A 19,061-nucleotide genomic window follows, 5' to 3' on the forward strand; every position below is an offset into this window, starting at 1 on the left:
AGATTGCCCCATATTCAGATGATTGATTTATCAACGTCACCACTTAATACAAATTCCTCCCGCAAAGGGCGTTCCCGTTCGTGTTCCCTGATATAGTTTAATGACCGGTATAATACTTCTTTTATCTGTGTAAAATCTGTAGGTTTTTTGATGTAGAAGCAAGCGCCCAGCTTATAAACCAGGTCGGCGATTTCTTCTTCCAGGGAGGTGGAACAAATCACTACCTGGATTACTTTCAACCTGTCGTCTGACTTTATTTCATGCAGACATTCCACCCCACTTTTACGGGGCATATTGAGGTCCAAATACAGCACATCGGGTAATTCATGATCATGTAACCAATTGATTAAACTTTCTCCATCATGTACTATCAGCAATTGAAAATCCAGGGGCAATTCTGTAAGTGCATCCTCTATCAGCAAACAATCATCCTGGTCATCATCTGCAAGAATTAGTTGGATTTTTGGACTTTGCATAATTAAATATAAGCATAAGGATATACAAAGTGTACAAAGACAACATATTAATTATTGGTATATAGGTATTTACAAATAAGGAAACAAGTTAAATTGATGAGCCTGTTATTATTGGGAAAATGGGGTTGAAGGGCGTAAAAAAAGTGCGGCAGGTAAAAACCTGCCGGCCCTGTTTGCTTATGAGAGTTTAGAAATAATTATTGTTTCAAACCATTCTCGTATGACCTGCCATGCCGCAGGATCGAAATCTCCTTGCAATTGCGGTAATTCCTGGTTGGTGCAGGAATTACATTTCAGGAACAGGTGGTTTAACCCCGGCAAAACTTTCGTTTGTACGTGATAGTTACCTGCTGCATGTAAGGTGTTTTTGATATTGGACAGGTTAGGGCCTGCGGGCACCATGATGTCTTTATCGCCATTTAAAGCCAGTACAGGGACTTTTATTTGCTGCAGGTACTTCTCCGGAGCGTACCTGATATGCCACTGATACCAGCGGCCAGTTGCGTGGGTAATGTAGGACTCCAGAAAGAAGCGCATATGATCCTCCTGCCCTGCTTTATCCGCTGCATAAGCGCTGTCATCCGCATGTTTCCATGCAGCATAGGTACTGCGGAGCCTGGCTTCCAGCTTTTCCGTACAGGCGTAGGCGTAAACGGTATCAAACATCCGGGTGGTAATTGTGCGGTGCCTGTTTTTATCATAGGGAGAGATAGGAGCGGCTTCAATCAACGCGTTATTCTGATATTTCAACGCATCTACCCCGCTTACTGCCAGTCCGGCCAAAGTGACGAGAAAAGCTACGTCCTTTGAGGACGCTGCTGCGATGATGGCAGCAGCGCCGCCTTCGCTGTGCCCCAGGAGCCCGACATTATCAATACGGGGCTGCGCTTTTAAAAACCGTACCGCCGCGAGCGCATCCATTGCAAAATCCTCCGTAGTAGCCGTTTCATAGACCCCGTTGGTTTTGCCAGTCCCCCGGTCGTCCGTTCTCAGCACTGCTACTCCCAGCGCGACGAGTGAATCCGCGAGGGCTTTGAACATCTTATGGCCAGCCATGGTACCATCACGGTCCTGTTTGCCGGTGCCGCTCAGTAAGATCACCGCCGGCACCTTTGCCTTTCCCGCCGGCATAGTTAAGGTACCGGCAAAACGGATACTGTCTTCATTGTTAAAATACACTTCCCGGCTTGCCTGTGCGTTTGCCTTGTTCATACAAAGCCAGGCAAGCAATGCACATACGATCCCTTTTTTCATCCTTCTTTCTTCAGGAGTTCAATAATGAATGCGATTTCGTCCGCCAGGGCGCTGGGACTGCCATTGTAGCCACTTCCCAGCCAGCGGATCATACCATGCCGGTCAATGATAAACTTTGCAGGAATGCCGGAAAAGCCCATTCCTCCTACATAGTTTTTGTAGGTATCATCCAGCTGTTCCGATCCTTTGCTCCTGGCGTCAATCAGGACATTCATGTTGAAATGCTTTTCCTGCAGGAACTTTTTGATCTCTTCCCTGAACCCTGGCTTGGTTTCCTGGGTGGCAATAAAATAAAAGGCAACACTATCATCATTTTTATAATGGTCCACCACCATCTGCATGCCTGGCATTGCCGCTTTACAAGGCGCGCACCAGGTAGCCCAGAAGTCGAGTACGACAATCTTTCCTTTCAGCTTTGCCAGGTCCACCGTACCTCCGCCGAGCTGCTCCAGTTTGAAGGGCGGCGCGGTTTTGCGGATCATGTGCGCCAGGATGGCTTCCCGCTCTTTGTTCAGCACCTCCGTGCTTTTAAGTCCCTGGAACCAGGCGTCAAAACCTTTATCATTTTTATGTTTGGCCACATAATCCTTCTTCAGCAGCGCAATGATCTCCGGGCTGGCGCCGTTGTTGTGCGTCGCATTTTCCGCTATTTGCAAAGCTTCATTTGTGCGGCCGGCGGCATCCAGCAGTACGGCATATTGACTCAGAAAGTCAGGGCGCTGAGCCAGTGGCTGGTCCTTTACCTTCTCCATCCATTGCAATGCTTCCTTAACCTGGCCTTTCTGCTGCAGGAGGCTGGCGTGGCCCATGTACGCAGGTACAGCCAGCGATAATACATACTGCTTCCATTGCAGCGGGCTATAAGCCTGGCTGTATTCCCCGCGTTTGTGATACGCATAGTTTTCGATATAATTCACCAATTGGGTGGAATAAGGAAAAGCTTCTTCCGGCTTCAGCTGGTTGTGGGACAAAGCGCCCATTATCAGCAGCCGGTGAAACTCCGTCAGGCAGACCAGCGGCGCATGGGCCATCATATCATCCAGCGCTTTCAGCGAAGGGTTGAGGCGCATGCGTTCGTACACCACGCTCCTGTAAACCTTTGAATAGTACAGGTCCGTTATATCAGTTTGCAGGTCTTCAAATTTTTCCAGCGGAAATTTCTTCACGAATGCATCCCAGCGTTCCAGCCGGCGTTTACTATCATGGAACATTTCTTTAATGGCTTCATCCCTTGCGGTAATGCCATCCGGATATTTTCCGATAATGAGCCGGTTGACGGAATCCGCTGCGCGCTTGTCGCCCAGCAAGTTCAGGTAAGCTTTGCTGATATTTCGCATATCCGTTTCCGTTATATCCTTTACTCCGCTCAGGGCGGCAATTTCCCGGCGGATTATGGGGGCTGCGCTATCCCCCCGATAGGCTTTCACCAGTTCCATAGCGCCGTAGAAAATATTGCGGCGGCTTTGCGGGAAATACTTTAACTCCGTATTCATCCAGAAAACGCCCACTTCGCTGCTGATCCGGGCGGAATCTTCCACGGCCACACGGGCCACGGGATGCGTGTCCGCCGCGCGCAAGGTAGCCCAGGCGTAATACGAAGCAGGCATTTGGCGGCCGGCACTATCAAACAACATCGTGGAGTAGGTTAGTTTTCCACCTTTATCCGTTTGGCCGTTGGCGGTGAAATCCACTACCATAAACGCAGCTCTTTCAGGCAGGCGGTATTTGCCTATCCAGCCGCTATCTGTCATTTTCATCCGTACATCGTCCGCCATCCACTGATTGCCGGCGTACACCCATACGACGCCATTTACCGGCGCCAGGCCTTTCAGCGCGGTATGCTCCGGGTTATAGTATATCTGTACGGTATCGCCGCCAACGGGCTTTTCGGGCAGAAATTTAACATTGGATTGCGCGAGGCTGCGCCCTGTTGTCAGGACCAGGGGGAGCAGCAGCGCTTTAAAGTACTTGTTCATAATAGCATGGTTTCCGTTTGCCGGGGCCACTACCTTGGATTCTGTTCCAAAGCGGGGTTCAGCTGAATATTGTAAGCAGGAATTGGAAATACGTAGCGGTTGCTGCCCGGCGTCAGCGTGGTGGACTGGCCGGTGGCCAAGTCCGTACGGGTGAGCGATTGGGCAAAAGCTGCTTCGCTTGAAAGGCGTTTCATATCAAACCACCGCAGGCATTTGAAGCAAAGCTCCCGCCTTCTTTCCGCGATCACCTTCCGCAATGCGTCGTCCTTATCTGTAGCAGTTAACGCTATATAGTCCGCAGCGGCAAAGCGCTTCTGGCGCAAGGTATTGATGGTAGCTATTGCAGCCGCCGCATCGCCGGCACGGGCCTGCGTCTCCGCCTTGATCAGCAGCATTTCAGGCACACCGGGGCCGATGTTGCGGGTTTCATAATTGATGCTTTCCACTTTATTGGTGCGGTAAGTAACGCCACCATTTACATAATCCGTTGTAAAGAGGGTATAGCGCAGGTCCTTTTTGTCGTACAGCGCCAGCAGGCTGCTGCTCAGGACCTGCATGGCGCCGTAAGTATGGCTGGCGCCTGCCTTTTTGGAAAGGATAATTTCAGGGTTATCCAGCCGTAACGGCACGGCCGTAATCTTCGCCAGGTCGATCAGCTGATGCTGTAAAGCCAGGGCGCTGTCCGCATACAATCCTGCTTCCGTATATTTCCCCATTTGCAGGTACACGCGTGCAAACAAAGCATAGGCGCCGGCTTTGGAAGGGTAGATATTATGAGTGTTCAACGGTGGCAGGTCCGGGATAGCAGCTTGCAGATCGCTGATAACGAGGTCATACACTGCTTTTACGTTGGTGCGTACCGGTGTGATGCTAACGTCCGCCGCGGTAATTAGCGGTACGCCGGGGTCGGTAGCGCTGGTAGCTTCATTATACTGTTTACCATATTCGTTTACCAGTGTGAAATAGCTATATGCGCGGTGTACGCGGGCTTCCGCTACCAATTGTTTTTTCTGGGAGATGGTACCGCCGCTGCTCTTCATCACATCCTGGATGACCAGGTTAGCGGGGTATAAAGCCGCATAGGACAAACGCCAATCGGGATCCGCTGTATTTACATCAAAGAATTGCTCCGACCACGTGTAGGCGCGCAGGTTAGCTGCGCCCAGGGACTGTTGCAGCTGCAAGGTATTATATTCCGCATCGTCCGAAGTAAAGTCCGGTATGTCTACGGAGCGCTCCAATAGCTCCATGTTGTTCATCAGGTAGCGGTAATTCACATAATCCCCCGGGGTGAGCGCGCCTTCCGTTTTTATATTGGTATAGTTACTACAGCTTTGCAGCAGGGCAGCGGCCAGGAGTAAGCATATTTGAATCTTTTTCATTAATCTGGTTGTTTGCTGGTTAGAAACGAACATTCAGGGAAAAGCTGTAAGAGGCTGATGGCGGCACTTTCAGGTTACGGATGGAAGGTGGAAAATCCGGATCGTACCCAAGGTCATTCTTTGCCCATATCATCGCCAGGTTGCGGCCGGCGGCTGATACGGAAAGCCCTTTCACCGGCAGCCGGCGGAAGGCGCTTACCGGCACATCGTAGGTAAGCGATACTTCCCGGAGGCGGATATGATCACCGGGCAGCACATTGATATCGGCATTGGCGAAGCGGACCAATCCTGTACCGCTGTTGCCGGTTATTCCAGGCACATTGGTGCTGGCTTCGTCGCCGGGCTTGCGCCAGCGGTCCGCCGTAATGTCAATGTAATCCAGCACTGTGAGTCCATACCTGCCGGGATAGTCCGTAGGTACGGGGCGCTGGAACACGTAACCCATTTTGTAAGTAGCCATGATGTAGAGGGACAGCCCTTTGTATTTCAGCGTGGTGGCGAGGCTTCCGTAATATTCAGGCGTGATGCGCCCTGCCAGTTTCAGCGCATCGATGGATGTGACGGACTGGTAGATACTCAGCGTATCCCCTTTCGCACCCAGGATCAGCGGGCTGCCGTTCTTATCCAATCCCGCATAACGGAATACAAACAGGTAATCCGTTGGATATCCTTTGATAGGCCCGCCGCTCATACCGGCAGACTGCAGCAGGCTATTGGTCACATTATAACGGGCATCCGTTACCTTATTGGTATTATAGGAGAAATTGAAGCGCGCGGACCATTCAAAATCTTTCCTGCGCATCATCACGCCGCCAATACCAATGTCAATCCCCTTGCCGCTCAGCGAGGAAGTGTTGCGGGTCAGGTTGTCGAAACCGAGGGTATTATCAATTGGGAAGAGGGCAAAGAGGTCCGTTCCTTTCTTGTAATAATATTCCAGCGTGCCGTTTAAGCGGTTATTAAACAGGGCAAAGTCGATGCCTGCATTGTAAACGCCCGTCTGTTCCCAACGCAGGGTAGGATTAGCCGGCGCCAGGAAACCTGCATACGGATCATACGGCGGCGCATAGGCGCTTGTGATCAGGTATATCTGGTCGTAAGGCAGGGCGGAAGAACTGATATTCCCGTTGATGCCATAGGTTGCCCGCACGGTGAGGCTGCTCAGCCAGGAAACAGATTGCAGGAAATCTTCGCGGGAAGCGGCCCAGGATATACCGGTGGACCAGAAGGGACGCGCCCTGAATTCTTTTGCCAGCCCAAAGTTGTTATAATCATCATATCGCGCACTCCCGGAGAGGGTGTATTTCCCAAGGTAGGTATAGGAGAAATTACCGAGGTACGAGAGGAATCTCTTTCTTTTATTGGAATAGGTAAATGGGTTGTACAGCGTCTGATAAGCGCCATCCACGGTGATGTACGGCGTTACGAAGTCCACCGGTTTACTCATTTGCGTAGCAGGATTAAAACCATAAACGGTATTCCCGTACAAGCCATCGATGGTTTGCCGCGCTTCCATACCTGCCAGCGCATTGACCTGGTGCCGGTTGTTGAAGTTACGGTCGTAATTCAGCTGTCCGCGCAGGCTGTAATTATTCTTTGAATAATCGTTGGTGCGCATGACGCCGCCTAACGGTATCCCATATACGAGTTTTCCGTTTGCGCCAACGGAGGTAGCGCTGTTGATCAGGTTGCGGGTATAATAGGTGCTATCATTGTAATAGATCTTATTATTACTGGAAGCCCGTTCCACCATGTACTGGGCGTTAAAGGAAAGCCCTTTATACAAGGGGATGTTTACACCCAGCGTAGCAGCATAGTTTGCTTCGTTGGTTGTATTATCATTATTGGCGAGCTCGTTGAGGTAGTTGTACCGCCAGGGCAGGTAGCCTTTTGCTTCCAGTTGATCGAGGCGGCCGGAGTAGTAGTTGCGGGAGTAATCCACACTCTTACCGTTGTCATCAACCAGCTGGTCATAAGGCATCAGGGGCGAATAGCCGCGGGCATAAGCGCCGTAGCCTACATTGCCAGTGCTGAAGCGAAACCAGCTTCCCCGGAGGTTGGCGGAAAGGGTAATGTTTTTGAAGAACTTAAAGTCCTGGTTAACGGAAAGGGTCATACGCTCTCCGAAGTTGCCTTTGGTGCTGGTATTTTCCCGGTCGTATGCGCCGGAGATAAAGTAGGTGTGCCGGTCGGTACCGCCTTGTATATTTACATCGTAGTGTTGCGTGGAGGCAGGCTGCAACAGGTAGTCCATCACCTGGCGGCGGGAGTCCCGCCCTTTGAGCACGCTGAAAGCGCTATCCAGCTGGGCCTGTGTCACCTCTCCCCGCTTGAGCCGGAACATCCAGTCTACCGCCTGGCTCATAGGTACCTGGGAACTTCCGGTCAAACTTTTCGAATCCCGGATAAATCCTTTATTAACCAGTTCCTGCTCATAGTCGATCATTTGCGCGGCGTTCATGAGCGGCAGCGCATAGAGCCGTGGTTTCCCATTTGTGCTGGCCCCTGCGGTGAAGGATATTTGCGGCGTTCCGTTTTGGGATTTACCTTTTTTAGTGGTGATTACGATTACCCCGGAGGAGGCCCTTGCGCCCCAGATAGAGGCAGCCGCGGCATCTTTCAGGAATGTGATCTGTTCTACATCGGCGGGGTTGATAGTACGGATATCCATTTCAGAAGGGAAGCCATCTATCACTACCAGCGGCTTGTTGTTAACGCCGTTATTGCTGAGGGTAGATGTCCCCCTGATGTTGATGGAATAGCTATTGTTTCCCTGCACGTCGCCGGCGAGGTTGGAATATACGAAGCTGTTATCTGATTCCGTGAGGTTCAGCTGTACCCCGGGCACCTGCCCTTCCAGGCGATGCAGTACGTTGGGCACGGGTATTTTTTCCAGGTCTTTAGCGGTCACTACGCCGAAGGAGCCGGTAGCGCGTTCTTTAGGCAGGTTGACGTAACCGGTGGAAACTACTTCCACCTGTTTGAGGTTACCTACCCGCTCTTTCAGCTCTACGTCCACCTGGCGGGAGCCGCCCAGCATGACGTTCCTGTTTTCGAAGCCCAGGCTGGAAAAGGACAGCATGGTTTCTGTTTCCGGCAGCTGGATGAAGTATTCGCCATTATCGTTGGTGAAGGCCATCTTTTTAGAATCGATGCCATAGATGGAAGCGCCGGGAATGCCCTGTTTTTCGCGGTTGGTAACCCGCCCGCTGATAGTGCGGACGGCGTTACCGGTTACGATGGTCACTTCTATGCGCTTGTCTGCCGGCTTGGCATCCGTGCGTTTTTTGATCAGGACGTTGTTGCCTTTGATCGTGTATTGCAGCCCGGTATTTTCCAACAGTTTAGAGAGTGCATTGCCGAGCGTTTCATTATCGCAATCGAACTGAATTGCTGGCAATCCTTCCAGCTCTTTGGACTGGTACCCAAAGTATTTGCCTGTTTGCAGCTGCATTTGCCGCAGCACCTCTTTTACGGTGGTTTTGTTCAGGTGCAGCGTCACCCTTGCATCGTTGGTCTGGGCAGGCAAGGCATAGTTCAGGCATAGCAATGCCAGTAGCACTACAACAATTTTTCTTGTCATTTCGTACTTTAGTTGGTTGATGTAAAAGAGTAGTCTAATAAACTACGAAACCATTATTGGTTCTGGCGTACTTAGCATTTGCCAGGTCACATAAAATCTCAAGGGCACTCTCAATAGATGTGTTCTTCTGAAATCCTGTAGTTAAGAGCAGGTTGGCCAACCCGGGATTATTAAGTTTTATTTCAGTTCCATAAAAGACCTGAAGATCTTTCAGGATATCCTGCAATGATTCATCATTAAAGCCGATATCGCCCGACTGCCATGCGGCGATGGTTACTTCAGAGGCGGGGCGGCGGGTAACTACGCCGGTTTCCAGCTGCAGGCGCATTTCCTGGCCTTTTTCCAGGGTGGAGAGTTCCTGCTGCGCCCGGGTCACTTTTACCTTTCCGGATACCACTGATACGATGGCCTGGGAGCGGCCTGGGTATGCCTTGATGTTGAAGGAAGTGCCCAGTACGGTAGTTTTCATGCCGCCGGCGGAGTGGATCACAAAAGGCCATTCCGCGGCATTGGCCACTTCGAAGAAGGCTTCCCCTTCCAGGTACACCTCGCGCTGGCGTTGATCAAAAGTATCCGGGTAACGGATCTCTGTGGCGGCATTGAGGGTGATGCGGGTACTGTCGGACAGGACGATCACCTTTTTTTCGTTGTTGGCGGTATGAATGGTAGTGGTGGCCGCGATGACAGATACTTTGCCGGTATCGGCGTTCAGCGCCAGGGATGGCGCGGACTGCCGGTGTTGCGTCAGCAGCCATGCGGCGGCGGCAACGCCTATGATGGCGGCGGCAGCGGCCGTACGGATCAGGAGCTTACGGACCGGCGTTATTTTTCGTGTACGCGTACCCGGTATTTCCGGAAGGCTGATATCTCCCCTAAAATTAACAAAAGCCCCGGCAGGGGTTTCCGCCTTCACCTGCCGGTACAGCTCATCCAGCAAGGATTGCAGCGCTTCGTCATCCTTATGCTGCGCATAAAGATCAAAAAACTCGTTCCTTTCCTCCTCCGTACATTTGCCGGAGGTATAGCGTTCGAATAGCTGTTTAAATCGTTCCTGGTTCAAGTTGTCCATTTGTTTTTTCTGGGAGATGCAATGGCCGCATCCGGTAGTAAGACGATTGTAAAAAGGGGAAGTCCTATCGGGGGAGAAAAAAAATCAGAAAAATTTTATCTGGCCCGCTACCACCTTCCGGAGATAGCTGAGGGCAGCCGTTAACTGATTTTTTACAGTAGACGGGGATATGTGCAGCTCTTCCGCTATTTCGTTGCGGGAACGGCCTTCCACCTGGCTAAGTTGGTAGATCAGGCGGCGCTGGGGCGGCAATTGGTTAATAGCTTCTGCCAGGGCAATTTCGTACTCTTTGGCAGCAATGGTGTCAAATGCATTGGCATCTTCCCATTCCCTTCCATTGAAATAATCCGCGCGCAGCTTACGGTCGTTCGCCAGCTGCCGCAGTACGTCCAGCACTTTATTGCGCACCATCCGATAGAGGTAATCCTCCATGTTTTTTATTTCATGGAATTGGCCGCGGATGGACCATAGTTTTATAAACACTTCCTGGATAATATCCCGGGCGAGGAGTTCTGACTGAACGGTTTTGAGCGCGAAGTAGTACAGGGAATTTTCGTACAGCCGGAAGTAGCCGGTAAACTGCTGAAGCAGTTCCTTCTCATCCGCTGTATGTATTATTTTTCCCAAAGTCAGCACTTATTAGTCGGATCAAAACTAATTAAAAAATCAGGATTTTTTGAAAAACCTGCAAAAAAGAAGGGATTTAATACTGATTGATATAATATAAATAGGATACAGTAGATTTTCGTTAACGGGGCCGGGAATGTTACCTGTCCCACCCTGCGGGCGGGACAAGTAAGCGCTTACCATTATTGCCTGGATAATTCCACCATTGCTTTCACTTCTGCAACAGCCGCATCGTCCCCACCGGAGAATCCCGTGAAACGGAAACGGATATTACCGTTTTTATCGATCACAAATTTAGTTGGGATTCCTCTTACACCGTAACTATCCACTACTTTGTTGATGCCGGTAGAGGGGTCCTTCAGGTCCATGAGGACCCGGAAGGGGTATTTGTTATCATGAATGAATTTCCCTGCCGCCTCGGTAGGATGGGCTTCTCCGCGCTCCCAGGTATGTACGAACAGGAACACTACATCCGGATCGTTCCTATAAAGACTTTGCGCTTTCGCCATAGCGGGGAAGGATGCCTTGCAGGGGCCGCACCAGGTGGCCCAGAAGTCGAGCACCACTGTTTTTCCCCTGAGTGCGGAGAGCGTAACCTTTTTCCCTTCGAGGTCAGTAAGGGTGAAGTCCGCCGCTTTCTCATTGATCATCTGCGCGGCAAGCTCCTTGCGGGTTTCCGCATCCAACCCGTTTTTCAGGCTATCGATGTATTGTTCAAAACCCTGGTTGCCCCGAACTTTCGTATAGGCGTCCTCCAGCATTTTTTTACTGGCGTTGTTCAGCATACCTTTCGCCGCCACTTCGCTCAGGCCTTTAAAAGCCGACTGGTAGTCGCCTTTGGCCAGCTGCACTTTTGCGAGCGTTTCGAGTGTTGCAGGAGTTGGTTTTCCTTTCTCCTCTTCTATTACACGCCGGAGGTACACCAGCGCGGTGTCATACTCCTGATTTTCGTACAGGGTTTGTACATACATGCGCAGATAGCCGGGGTATCCTGTGCCTGCGAACCTCGCGCCTTCTTCCTCTTTGCGGGTGGTTCTGAATTCCCAGGAGAGGTCAATGGCTTTTTTCAGCAGGGTTTGCGCCTCTTTGTAATGGCCATGTTTGATAAGGTAGCGTGCGGTGCCTGCCCAACCTTCTCCTTTCCAAAAAGGGGACTGAATTTTATCCGCGTATTCCAGCGCTTTAGGCACATTATCTGCATCGGCATAAGCTGTACCTACCGCGTTGGCCGCATAGTCGTAGCCGACCAGCTCCTTCTCCCCTTTTGCCGGCGGGTACTTCTTCAGCCACGCCTTGTACAGCTGCTCTTTTTTAACCGGGTCTTTTTCGTCATAGACTACCTGTACGGCTTTATTACGCGCTATGATTCCTTTGGGAAAGCGTTTTGCGGCGGCCTCCTGGATGGAGTCGGATACATTATTTTTTTTCAGCTGGTAGAAATAGTTGCTGGCGGTGATCCAGTCTTTTTCGTTTTTGCTTTTCAGGAGCGCGTACATTTTAGTAGCCAGCAGGTCCTGCTGTTGCTGGCTGCCTTTCAGCAGCGCATCATATTGCTGGCGGAGGGTATCGGGTTTTTGCTGGGCATGTGTATTACCTGCTGCCAGCACAAAACTGCCGCTGATAAGGAGGAGGAATATTTTTTTCATGGCGATGATTGATGATTTTTAGGAAGCAGGACAGGGCGGGCCTGTCCTGCCTTATTATTACTGATTGTAACCAGGGTTTTGGGTGAGCGCCTTATTGAGCTGGCGTTGCGCATCCGGGATAGGATACAGCACGTCCGTGCTTTGCCATACGGCAGGACGCATGCCTCCAATCACTTCATCCGCGCGGGATTTGGAAGGATCGGTCCGGCCGGGGAGGCGCTTCAGGTCGAACCAGCGGGCGCCCCATTCTCCAAAGAGTTCTGCCTTTCTTTCATTTTCGATGGCGAGGAGCAGGTTGCTCTGGCTGATGGCATTGTTCAGCACCGGCAGGCCGGCACGGACGCGGATGGTATCCACATCCGCAATGGCCCCGCTGAGGTTGCCCAGCTGGGCCCGCGCTTCCGCACGAATGAGGTATTGTTCTGCCAGGCGCAGCACTACATTGTACTCGCTGCCGGTAGACGCGCCGGCAGGCAGTGCGCGTTGCTTGTATTTGCTGACGATCTTATAATTGGTACCGGCGATGACAGTTGGTGTAAACCAGTTGGCTTTACGAAGGTCGCCGGCTTCCAGGCTATTATAGAGTGTATCCGTTGCCGTTATAGCCGGAATTACGCCCGGCGTAGCTGCAAAGCTACCCCCTTTCGAATCCGGGTTGGTGGTGAAAGTGGATAGGCCGTTGAGCGTGGCCAGTTGCCAGATGATCTCGTTGCTGGTATTGGAGAAGGTGGTATTCAGGTCCTTGTTCAGGCTGTATATGCCGGACTTGATTACTGCATCCGCAGTTGTTTCTGCCAGCTGCCACTGTTTGGTAAAGAGGTACACTCTTGCCAGCAGGGCATTTACAGTCTGCCTGTTAACGCGTGCACGCTGGCTTGCCGGATAGACATCAGACAAAAGCGTTTGAGCCTGGGTTAAATCATTTTCGATTTGTTTCCAAACTTCGGCAGCAGGCGTACGTGCAAGTGTAGCGTTGCCGATGGGGTTATCCGTCAGCGGCATTGGAATATCCCCCCAAATATTTACCTGAAAAAAGAGCATAAATGCACGCCAGAATTTCACTTCGCCCAGGAGTTGATTCTTCAGCGCTGCGGATAAGGTATTGCTTTTTGTGATACCATCCAGCATGGCGTTTGCCTGGGCCAGCGTGCTGTAACTATAGCCCCAGAGGTTGGTGTTAAGGGTGCCATTGGTAACGGTGATGCTGTTGTTTTTGAACTCATCCAGGAAAACGTTTGGCACGTTATTCTGCAACTCATTGGCGGACAAGCCAGGGATAGAGGTTATCGGGAACAGGAAATCGCGGGTAAAGGAGGCGTTGTAAATGCCCAGCACTGCGCTGGTTGCAGTGGCGTCAGAAGCAAACGCCTGATCCAACCCCACCTGCGTGGTGGGCGGACCGATTTCTACCAGTTTTTTACAGGAAGAGAACAGGCCGCCTGCCAGCAATAATGCCACCAGTACTTTTTTATTTATAATACGATTATACATGTGACTTCAGATTTTAGAATGAGCAATTGATTCCAAACACAATTGTGCGCAGCGGCGGCATAGCTACCGCGCCGGTTCCGAGGCCTGGCGCTCCGCCAGCCATGCTGGTTTCAGGATCAAAGATGTATTTGTTCTTAGACCAGGTAAACAGGTTCTGACCTTCTACATACAAACGCATATTGCTGATCTTCGTTTTTGACAGCCATTCTTTCGGGAAGGTGTAAGCCAGTGAAGCGTTCCGGAGTTTCGCGAAGCTGGCATCTCCCCAAAGTGCGGTAGAACTTGAGTAGAAGGAATAGCCTGTATAGATAGGCGTACCGGATGTAGAGGTGGCAGCCGGGAACTGCGCGATATCGCCGGGCGCTCTCCACCTGTCCAGCAGGGAGATATTCTGATTGCTGCGACTGCTGCCAATTGGCGTCGTCAGGTTGTTGGTAGACCCTTTGCGGTGGTGGAACTGGATGAAGAAGCTCAGGTCCCAGTTCTTGTAGGTGAAGTTGTTACTCAGGCCTCCGAAGTAAGGCGTTCCTGGTTTAATGACCTGGCGATCGTTATTGTAATCAATGGAGCCGTCCTTGTTTTGATCCTCGTACTTTGGAATACCGGTATTCGGATCATATCCCAGGTAAACATATCTCCTGACTACGTCAATCGGCTGCCCAACGAGGTAACTGCCGGCATAGAAAGAATTTTCAATACCCGGGAAGGAGATCAGTTTGTTTTTATAGAAGGTAATATTCAGCGAAGACGTCCAGCTGAAGTTGCGGTGCTGAATGTTCTTAGTATTGAGTTCCAGCTCCACGCCGTTGTTCTGCACGAGGGCCGGCAGGTTTACCGTATAACTGTTATAACCGGATTGGGAAGCCAGGGCTGCAGACAGCAGCTGGTCATTGGAACGGTTCTGGTAATAGTTGCCGGTAAACATAATCCTGTCTTTCAGGAAGCCCAGTTCCAGCGCAAATTCCAGCTTGCGGGTCGTTTCCCACTTGACGCCAGGGTTAGGCAGCACCGGGCGATACAAGGCGTTTGCGCCCTGGTAGGTACCTGTAGCGTTGAGCAGAGGCAGGTAGGTATAGTTTGTGATCTGGTCGTTACCGGTTGTTCCATAGCTGGCGCGAAGTTTACCGAAGCTAAGCCATGGCAGCGCGTCCGCGGCAAAATCCTCCTGGGTGAACAGCCAGGCGGCGCCCACTGCGCCAAAATCGGCGTATATATTTTCCGGACCAAAACGGGAAGAGGCATCCCGGCGGAAAGTCAGGTTCAGCAGGTATTTCTGTTTGTAGTCGTAATTAACGCGGGCAAACAGGGAAGCGAATTTGTAATCAATATAAGTGGCCGAGCCGGTGATCAAACCCGCGCCGGTAATAGATCCCATTAGGGCTTCGCTGCTGTAGTTATTAGCGCTGATATAATTTCCCTGGCTGAGGCTACGCTGATAGGTGCCGCCCAGCAGGAAGTTAAACTGGTTATCCTTCGCCTGCAGGCTATAGTCGAGCGTAGGCTCTACGATATAGTTCTGGATTTTTGTATTGGAGAAATACGCGTACGACTGCGGATTATTTGCCGGGTTCTGGGTAGAGGCCGGCGTTGGATTCACCTGGTCGAGCGTGGTATTCGTATAGCCGAGGTTCACCTTAAAGTTCAGGTTTTTGATAATGCTGTAACGCAGGTTGGCATTGGCAATCATGTTGCCGGTGTTGTTAGTATATCTGCGTTGCAGGAGCGCTACGGGGTTGCTGAAGCCATTGGACCAGACCAGCTTGCCGGCGTTATCATAGAGCGGCATATTAGGGGGCAGGTTATAGAGCTGCGTTAGATCGCTGCCCGGCAAAACTGTTTTATCGCTGGAATAGTTGGCACTGATAGCCGCGTAAAATTTATTATCTGCGGAAGTGTGGTCTGCTGACAATCGGCCGGTATAGCGGGTGCTGTTGAAATCCCCCGGGAATACGGTGGTTTCTTTATGATAACCGCCGCTGAACATGAAATGCGTTTTGGCATCGCCGCCGGAAATCTGGAATTGACCGTCCGTATTATGCGCCGTGCCTCCGAGGAGGAAATCCTGCCAGTCGGTATAAGCGTTCTGGTCCCACACGGTTAGCTCCGGCGCATTGGCGGCGGTAGGCGTCAGGCCGTCGTTCTTGAACGCTTCCCTTCTGAGGTCCAGGTAATCCTGGGTATTCATCAGGGGGATAAAGTGATTGATCTGCCCAAATCCCGTATATACGTTGGCGTTAAACTTCGTTTTACCTGCTTTTCCTTTTTTGGTGGTGATGAGGATAACGCCGTTAGCGCCGCGGGCGCCGTAGATGGCAGTTGCGTCCGCATCCTTGAGGATATCCATGCGTTCAATATCATCGGGGTTGATCATGCTGAAGGGGCTGATACCACCGTTTGCGCCGCTGACGCCCCAGGAGTTGAGGTTATCGGACGGCGGGTAGGAACCGCTGTAGTTAGTGAAAGGCACTCCATCGATGATATAGAGCGGCACATAGCCGGCATTCATGGAGCCTTGTCCGCGGATTTGTATAATAGCGGAGCTACCCGGCAGGCCGTTGGACTGTGTGATTTGCAGGCCCGGTACGCGGCCAGGCAGGGCGGCCAGCGGGTTGGAGATGGGTTGTTTTTCGATATCTTTAGCGGTAAGGCTGCTGACAGAACCTGTGTTCATGCGTTTGGTAGTAGTACCATAACCGATTACCACTGCTTCATCGAGGGATTTTACATCTTCTTCCAGGGTGACGTTAATAATGGCGCGGCCCCTGATAGCTACCCGTTGCGGCAGAAAAGAGATGTAAGAGAGCACCAATTCCGCATTGGGCGGGGCGTTATTGATCAGGTACTCCCCCTGTTCGTTGGTCATGGCGCCCAGCGGCGTGCCGGGGATCACTACGGATACGGAGGGCAAAGGATTGCCTTTGGTATCGGTTACTTTTCCTTTTACGATAATACCGCTTTGCGCTTGTTGCTGCGGTGTGGCTGGCGCTGTCTTCAGGCGGATGGCAATGAATTTGCCGGAAATGGAATAGGCAAACGGCTGGCTGCTGAAGAGCGTACTGAGGACTTCGTTCAGCTCCTGGTTTTTGACAGAGATGTTTACAGGAGCGGCCAGGCTCAGCTGATTTTTGCCATAAATAAAACTGTACCCTGTTTGTTTTTCGATTTCCTGGAAGGCTTTTTCCAGGGAACCTGATTTCATGGTCATCGTTACCTTCTGCGCAAAAGACTGGGTGGCCAATAGCAGCAATCCCATCATCAGGCAAATGCGGGCATAGCTTCTTTTAGCAGGCGGCAGGCATAGTAGACTTCTTAGCTTTCTTCCTAGCATAGCTTCTGGTTGATTTTTAATTTAGTAATTCCGCCGATGCGGTTAATCAGGACATATCTTTCCTTACCGACAGGCTTGGTGGGACCTGCAGTGTAAATATTGTGCTGGTGTATAATTATTTCATGACTGTTACTTTCCGTCCATCAATGCTGAAATGCACGAGATTGGTCATCTCCAGCAGGTTAAGCAGTTGAGAAACGGGGACATCCCTCGGGATTTTTGCAACAAATGAATCTCTGACATGGGCCTGGTACACTACATCAAGATTGTAGTAGCGTTGTAGCTCCGACATAATGGTATTGATATCGCTGCCATTAAAATAGAATAGTCCGTCTTTCCAGGCGGTGGCCGCTGTCAGGTCGGCGTTCGTTGTAAGCTGTATGTTACCGTTGTCTGTTGCGACGGCCTGCTCTCCAGGCTTCATCAGTTTGGATGCGGTGTTGGTATTGAATTTAACTGCACCGTCTACGAGGGTGAGTTTCATATTGGCCTCGTCCGCATAGACGCGGATGTTAAACGAGGTGCCCAGCACTTGTACCGTATAGCCTTTGTTGGCGGTGCTAACGGTAAAGGGCATATTGCTGTTTTTAGCGACTTCAAAATAGGCCTGCCCGGAGATGTTTACCTGCCGTGCATTACCGGTAAAGGCGGTGGGATAGGAAAAGCTGGAACCAGCATCTATCCATACTCTGGTGCCATCTGCCAGTACGATTTTCAGCGGGCGGCTGCCGGCGGGCAGGGTGATGGTATTGGTGGTAACCGTTGCGGCGTGGCCGGTATAGGCGATTTGCCCATCATCGGTTTTGGCGAGGCTAATTCCTCCCTGGATAGCGATGGTACCGTTGCCTGCGCTGTCGAGCAGGATTTGCCGGCCGTTGCCGAGTGTAAGCACAGCGTGGTTACCTGTAGGCGCGGGAATATCGTTGCGAAAGCGCTCTGCCTGCGGCGCGAGGCGTACTTCGCGCGGGCGGAGTAAAACTACCGATACGCTGATGAGGATCAGCAGCGCTGCCGCGGCGGCGGCCCATTTGTACCAGCGTATTACCGGCCGTGGGGCGGCCTTACGGAGGGCTCCTTCCAGTCGTTGCCGGATGGCGGCTTCGATTTCCTGTTTGTTGCCCATGGCAGGTTCGTCCCAGTGGTCCTGCCCGTTGGCAAAGGCGTTAAACACCTGGTTATATTGCATCAGCTCCGCATCTGTGGCGGCGCCGGACGCAATTTTATCAATTAAAGCTATCAGTTCTTCTCTGGTCATACGCAGGTGTTCCTATAGTATGGCAGTTATAAAAATAAAGACCCCTAAAAGGTTCAAAAAAAAATTTTCAGTTGGGTAGGATATTAACTGTAATGGGTAACAACGGGAAGTAGTAACAATGCCAGCAGATGAGGGTCTACGGTGGATCGGATGCGTTTCAGCGCGATTGTTTTTTGTGCCTCTACTGTTTTGATAGATATATTCAGCAAATCTGCAATTTGTTGATTTGTCAGCTGCCCATCTCTGCTAAGCAAAAAAATTTCCCTGCATTTTTCCGGCAGGTCAGCGATTGCCTGCTGGATGATCATCTTCAGGTCGTTGAGCTCCAGGAAGTCCTGCGGCCCAGGGGTTGCAGGTATGGTGATGCCTGCCAGCTCCTGGTAGAAGTTATCTCTTATTTTACCGGAACGGATATAGTTGATGACTTTAAAGCGGACGGCGCTGCGCAGGTAGGCGGGCACTGTTTGTATGTCCAGCTCGGCACGCTTTTCCCATAACCAGGCGAAAATATCCTGTACAATATCCATACAGGCGTTTTGGTCTCTCAGCAGGTAAAAGGCGGACTGGTACATGGTAGCCCAGTGACGGGAGTATAACAGGTCGAACGCCTGTACATCGCCTCGTTTCAACATGCTTACCAGTTCAAGGTCACTATAAGCGTTATCCCTAGTCAAATTTGCGCGTTTTCTGGCACTAAAATAAACAAAGGAGGGAAGAATGCGGGGATTTTTTCTCGCGGAGGAGCGGGGATTTTTTCTCGCAAAGGGGCGTAAGGGGGAGAGAACGCAAAGGGGGGGAGTTTTTTCTAGCGGAGGGGCGGGGATTTTTTCTCGCAGAGGGGCGTAAGGGGGGAGAGAACGCAAAGGGGCGGATTTTTTTTCTCGCGGAGGGGCGGGGAGTTTTTTCTCGCAAAGGGGCGTAAGGGGGAGAGCGCAAAGGGGGGTGTTTTGGTGTTGGCATTTTTTGAAATAGAA

At 51.2% G+C, this 19,061-nt stretch carries 12 protein-coding genes; all 12 read right to left on the bottom strand.

Annotated features, from left to right (window positions below; genetic code table 11):
* Positions 1 to 14: 14 nt before the first annotated feature.
* Positions 15 to 476: a response regulator gene (locus BOC67_RS22320; RefSeq protein ID WP_291913828.1), complete on the bottom strand. Its 462-nt coding sequence runs from the start codon at positions 474 to 476 to the stop codon at positions 15 to 17.
* 177 nt (positions 477 to 653) lie between these two features.
* Complete coding sequence (locus tag BOC67_RS22325) at positions 654 to 1,730, bottom strand: alpha/beta fold hydrolase (RefSeq protein WP_291913830.1); 1,077 nt, start codon at positions 1,728 to 1,730, stop codon at positions 654 to 656.
* Positions 1,727 to 3,706, bottom strand: a complete 1,980-nt coding sequence (locus BOC67_RS22330; protein ID WP_291913832.1) for a TlpA disulfide reductase family protein — start codon at positions 3,704 to 3,706, stop codon at positions 1,727 to 1,729. The genes BOC67_RS22325 and BOC67_RS22330 overlap by 4 nt, the downstream gene beginning before the upstream one ends.
* A gap of 29 nt (positions 3,707 to 3,735) precedes the next feature.
* Positions 3,736 to 5,088: a RagB/SusD family nutrient uptake outer membrane protein gene (locus BOC67_RS22335; protein ID WP_291913834.1), complete on the bottom strand. Its 1,353-nt coding sequence runs from the start codon at positions 5,086 to 5,088 to the stop codon at positions 3,736 to 3,738.
* A 19-nt stretch (positions 5,089 to 5,107) separates the two neighbouring features.
* A complete protein-coding gene (locus BOC67_RS22340) occupies positions 5,108 to 8,671 on the bottom strand; it encodes a SusC/RagA family TonB-linked outer membrane protein (RefSeq protein ID WP_291913836.1) in 3,564 nt (1,187 codons plus the stop codon).
* Between the two features lie 34 nt (positions 8,672 to 8,705).
* Positions 8,706 to 9,740, bottom strand: a complete 1,035-nt coding sequence (locus BOC67_RS22345; protein WP_291913839.1) for a FecR family protein — start codon at positions 9,738 to 9,740, stop codon at positions 8,706 to 8,708.
* 84 nt (positions 9,741 to 9,824) lie between these two features.
* Positions 9,825 to 10,367 carry an RNA polymerase sigma-70 factor gene (locus tag BOC67_RS22350; RefSeq protein ID WP_291913840.1) on the bottom strand — a complete coding sequence of 181 codons (543 nt, stop codon included), beginning with the start codon at positions 10,365 to 10,367 and terminating at the stop codon, positions 9,825 to 9,827.
* A gap of 182 nt (positions 10,368 to 10,549) precedes the next feature.
* The gene (locus tag BOC67_RS22355) at positions 10,550 to 12,013 is read right to left on the bottom strand and encodes a TlpA disulfide reductase family protein (RefSeq protein ID WP_291913843.1); all 1,464 of its coding nucleotides are present in this window, start codon (positions 12,011 to 12,013) and stop codon (positions 10,550 to 10,552) included.
* Between the two features lie 57 nt (positions 12,014 to 12,070).
* Positions 12,071 to 13,504: a RagB/SusD family nutrient uptake outer membrane protein gene (locus BOC67_RS22360; RefSeq protein ID WP_291913845.1), complete on the bottom strand. Its 1,434-nt coding sequence runs from the start codon at positions 13,502 to 13,504 to the stop codon at positions 12,071 to 12,073.
* 13 nt (positions 13,505 to 13,517) lie between these two features.
* Entirely contained in the window at positions 13,518 to 16,832 is a 3,315-nt protein-coding gene (locus BOC67_RS22365) for a TonB-dependent receptor (RefSeq protein ID WP_291913847.1), read from the bottom strand.
* Positions 16,833 to 16,947: 115 nt separating this feature from the next.
* A complete protein-coding gene (locus BOC67_RS22370; RefSeq protein ID WP_291913849.1) occupies positions 16,948 to 18,087 on the bottom strand; it encodes a FecR family protein in 1,140 nt (379 codons plus the stop codon).
* An 83-nt stretch (positions 18,088 to 18,170) separates the two neighbouring features.
* The gene (locus BOC67_RS22375; protein WP_291913851.1) at positions 18,171 to 18,719 is read right to left on the bottom strand and encodes an RNA polymerase sigma-70 factor; all 549 of its coding nucleotides are present in this window, start codon (positions 18,717 to 18,719) and stop codon (positions 18,171 to 18,173) included.
* Between the last annotated feature and the right edge of the window lie 342 nt (positions 18,720 to 19,061).

It is taken from the genome of Chitinophaga sp. CB10, from assembly GCA_001870995.2.
Classification (GTDB): Bacteria; Bacteroidota; Bacteroidia; order Chitinophagales; family Chitinophagaceae; genus Chitinophaga.

What these genes read in the sequence shown, in the direction of transcription:
- BOC67_RS22330 (WP_291913832.1), bottom strand. Translation starts at nt 3,706, where the DNA reads ATGAACAAGTACTTTAAAGCGCTGCTGCTCCCCCTGGTCCTGACAACA.
- BOC67_RS22370 (WP_291913849.1), bottom strand. Translation starts at nt 18,087, where the DNA reads ATGACCAGAGAAGAACTGATAGCTTTAATTGATAAAATTGCGTCCGGC.
- BOC67_RS22335 (WP_291913834.1), bottom strand. Translation starts at nt 5,088, where the DNA reads ATGAAAAAGATTCAAATATGCTTACTCCTGGCCGCTGCCCTGCTGCAA.
- BOC67_RS22360 (WP_291913845.1), bottom strand. Translation starts at nt 13,504, where the DNA reads ATGTATAATCGTATTATAAATAAAAAAGTACTGGTGGCATTATTGCTG.
- BOC67_RS22375 (WP_291913851.1), bottom strand. Translation starts at nt 18,719, where the DNA reads ATGTTGAAACGAGGCGATGTACAGGCGTTCGACCTGTTATACTCCCGT.
- BOC67_RS22320 (WP_291913828.1), bottom strand. Translation starts at nt 476, where the DNA reads ATGCAAAGTCCAAAAATCCAACTAATTCTTGCAGATGATGACCAGGAT.
- BOC67_RS22340 (WP_291913836.1), bottom strand. Translation starts at nt 8,671, where the DNA reads ATGACAAGAAAAATTGTTGTAGTGCTACTGGCATTGCTATGCCTGAAC.
- BOC67_RS22355 (WP_291913843.1), bottom strand. Translation starts at nt 12,013, where the DNA reads ATGAAAAAAATATTCCTCCTCCTTATCAGCGGCAGTTTTGTGCTGGCA.
- BOC67_RS22345 (WP_291913839.1), bottom strand. Translation starts at nt 9,740, where the DNA reads ATGGACAACTTGAACCAGGAACGATTTAAACAGCTATTCGAACGCTAT.
- BOC67_RS22325 (WP_291913830.1), bottom strand. Translation starts at nt 1,730, where the DNA reads ATGAAAAAAGGGATCGTATGTGCATTGCTTGCCTGGCTTTGTATGAAC.
- BOC67_RS22365 (WP_291913847.1), bottom strand. Translation starts at nt 16,832, where the DNA reads ATGCTAGGAAGAAAGCTAAGAAGTCTACTATGCCTGCCGCCTGCTAAA.